General features: G+C 65.2%; 4 protein-coding genes. All 4 read right to left on the bottom strand.

The annotated features are described in order from the left end of the window. Window positions 1-765: ABC transporter ATP-binding protein (locus AC3XYG_RS17885; protein WP_489141205.1), on the bottom strand; the 765-nt coding region annotated here is incomplete at its 3' end. Between the two features lie 96 nt (window positions 766-861). Continuing rightward, window positions 862-1,653 (bottom strand): ABC transporter permease, encoded by a 792-nt coding sequence (locus AC3XYG_RS17880; protein WP_489141204.1) that lies wholly within the window; start codon window positions 1,651-1,653, stop codon window positions 862-864. After that, window positions 1,650-2,546, bottom strand: coding sequence for an ABC transporter permease (locus tag AC3XYG_RS17875; RefSeq protein WP_489141203.1), 897 nt, complete (start codon window positions 2,544-2,546; stop codon window positions 1,650-1,652). The genes AC3XYG_RS17880 and AC3XYG_RS17875 overlap by 4 nt, the downstream gene beginning before the upstream one ends. 118 nt (window positions 2,547-2,664) lie before the next feature. Continuing rightward, window positions 2,665-3,108, bottom strand: a 444-nt coding sequence (locus tag AC3XYG_RS17870) for an ABC transporter substrate-binding protein (RefSeq protein WP_489141202.1), incomplete at its 5' end; no start/stop codon positions are given.

Here is a 3,108-nt window from a genome sequence, read left to right as displayed (position 1 = left end):
GTCGATCACCAGCTTCTGCATGCCGGCGTCGATCACCTTGCCGCGCAGGATGTTCAGCGTGCCGACGAAGGAGGCGACGAAGCGGGTGCGGGGATAGTTGTAGATGTCGAACGGCGTGCCGACCTGCTCGGCATTGCCCTCATTCATCACCACGATCCGGTCCGACATCGACAGGGCTTCTTCCTGGTCGTGCGTCACGAAGATGGTGGTGATGCCCAGCTCACGCTGCAGCGTCTTGATCTCGCTGCGCAGCGACACGCGGATCTTGGCATCCAGCGCCGACAACGGCTCGTCCAGCAGCAGCACCTTCGGCTTGTTGGCCAGGGCGCGGGCCAGGGCGACGCGCTGCTGTTGCCCGCCCGACAGCTGGTAGGGAAAGCGGTCGGCCAGATGCGGCAGCTTGATCAGCTCCAACATCTCCTTGACCCGGGGGCCGATCTCGGAGGCCGGCCGCTTCGCCACCTTCAGGCCGAAGGCGACGTTGTCGGCCACCGTCATGTTGGGGAACAGCGCATAGGCCTGGAACACCATGCCGACATTGCGCTGGTTCGGCCGCAGCTGGGTGACCTCCTTGCCGTCGATGCGGATCGAACCGCCGGTCGGGGTCTCGAAGCCGGCGACCATGCGCAGCGTCGTGGTCTTGCCGCAGCCGGATGGCCCGAGGAAGGAGATGAACTCGCCGCGCTTTACCGACAGGTCGAAATTGTGGACCACGGCATTCTGGCCATAGCTCTTGCGCAGGCCGCCGATTTCTAGAAATTCCATCCCTGTCCCCATCTACACCAGCTGTCCCGCGGGGCCGGCCGTCGCGGCCCCTGCGGCGCGTGGTTGAAAACGATTTGTGGAAGCAGCACGGCCATCTCAGCGCGTCGCCGCGGAAGAGCCGCGGGCGCCGCGGCCGAAAAGTTGGATCAGGCCCATGCAGGCCCAGGTGGCGGCGAAGGCGATGATTGCCAGGGCTGCCGGCTCATAGGCCCGGTTGGCGCCGATCAGCTGCAGATACGGGCCGAAGGCCGGCCGGTTCAGCAGGCTGGCGAAGGTGAATTCGCCGATGACGATGGCGAAGGTCAGGAACGCCCCGCTCAGGATCGCCGACCGGACGTTCGGCAGGATCACGCGGAACAGGATCCGGGCCCGGCCGGCGCCCAGGCTCTCCGCGGCCTCGGTCAGGGTGCGCACGTCGATCGCCTGCAGCCCGGTGTCGATCGCCCGGTACATGTAGGGCAGCGACAGGGTGACGTAGCCGAACATCAGCAGGATGTCGGTGCCGCGCGCGGTGGCGGTCAGCGGCAGATAGGACGAGGTATTGTAGAGGCGCACATAGCCGAAGACGAGCACGATGGCCGGGATCACCAGCGGCAGCAGGGTGATGAACTCGACGATCGGGCGCAGGGAGGGCAGGCGCAGCCGCACCCAATAGGCGGTCGGGACCACCAGCAGCACCCCGACGATGATCGTCAGCAGGGCGAGCAGGATGGAATACAGGAAGCTGGCCTGGAACAGCGGGTCGGCCAGCACGATGCGATAGGCGTCGAAGCTGTACTCGCCCTTGCGCAGCCGCAGCGAGAATTCGAGGGTTCCGATCAGCGGCACCAGGAAATACAGGGTGCCGATGATGATGGCGATCCAGGCGCCCAGCCGGCTCTGCTTCATCGCAGCCACCTCTCACTGCGGGTTCGCAGCACCATGTAGACGCCGTTGGAGATGCCGGTGATCAGGATCATGCCGAGCGCCAGGGCATAGCCCAGGTTGGGGTCGTGCAGCACGTCGCCCTGGATCTGGGCGTAGAGCAGGATCGGCACGATGTTCAGCGAGCTGCCGGTCAGGGCATAGGCGGTGGCGATGGCGCCGAAGGCGTTCGCGAACAGCAGCAGCGTGGTGCCGCACAGGCTGGGCCACAGCACGGGCATGCCGACCATGCGCCAGTATTGCCAGGTGCTGGCGCCGAGGATCGCCGACGCCTCGCGCCATTCCTTCTTCAGACCGTCCAGCGCCGGCGCCAGGATCAGCACCATCAGCGGGATCTGGAAGTAGAGATAGGTCAGCGTCAGGCCCCAGAAGCTGAGCAGGTTGAAGCCTGTCGAATACAGGTTGAAGTCGAAGAACTTGACCAGCAGCACCGTCACCAGCCCCTGGCGGCCCAGGGTGGAGATGAAGGCGAATGCCAGCGGGATGCCGGCGAAGTTGGAGGCGACGCCGCTGAAGGTCATCAGCGTCGGCCGGATCCAGCTGGGCAGCTTGCCCATGACGGCGGCATAGGCCAGGAAGAAGCCGATCAGCGCGCCGAGCAGGGCAGAGGCGGCGCTGATCTTGATCGAGATCCAGTAGGCGCTGAGGATCGACGGCTGGAACAGGTTGGCGATGTTGTTCAGCGTGAACGCGCCATCGGCGGTCTGGAAGCTTCCCACGACCAGATAGGCGGTCGGCAGCACCAGGAACAGCAGGGCGAACAGGAAGAACGGCGTCACGCCCAGCCAGGCCCAGGACATCTTCCCGGGTGTGCTGGGGGCGGCAATCGGGGCTGCGATCGACGAAGTCTGGGTCATCGGATCATTAGGCGCCTGCTGACATGGGCCCGCCTGACGGCAGAAAAACGAAGATCGCGCCGTCCTGCCGACCCGAGGGTACGGGACAGGACGGCGCGACCTCAAGCGGAATACAGGATCACTTCACGTTGGCGCCGACCACCGTGTCCCACTGCTTGGCGATGATGTCCTTGGCCACGCCCTGGTCTTCGAGCGACGGGAAGATCGCCGCGGCATAGGCCTCGGCCGGCGGCAGCTTGGCCAGCAGGTCGGCGGGGATCTTCTTGTTGTTGGCCAGGTCCTGGAACCGGATCGGGTGGCAATAGCCCTTCAGCCAGCCGAGCTGGCCTTCATCGGAATAGAGGTATTCCATCCAGAGTTTGGCAGCGTTCGGGTGCGGAGCGTAGGCCGAAATGGCCTGGACATAGACGCCGGCGACGACGCCGTTTGCCGGAACGACGATCTCGGCTTTCGGATTGCCCTGGAAGCTGTCGCGCCATGCAAGCAGGTTATAGTCCCAGGCGATGAGGATCGGGGTCGTGCCCTGGGCCACCGAAGCGGCCTTGCCGATGACGGGAACGAA

The sequence above is a fragment of the Inquilinus sp. genome (genome assembly GCF_057815775.1).
Note: the sequence above shows the minus strand (reverse complement) of the source record. Positions and strands in the feature narration are given on the sequence as shown.

Coding starts and splice junctions, on each gene's coding strand:
- AC3XYG_RS17880 (WP_489141204.1), bottom strand. CDS start 1,653: ATGAAGCAGAGCCGGCTGGGCGCCTGGATCGCCATCATCATCGGCACC.
- AC3XYG_RS17875 (WP_489141203.1), bottom strand. CDS start 2,546: ATGACCCAGACTTCGTCGATCGCAGCCCCGATTGCCGCCCCCAGCACA.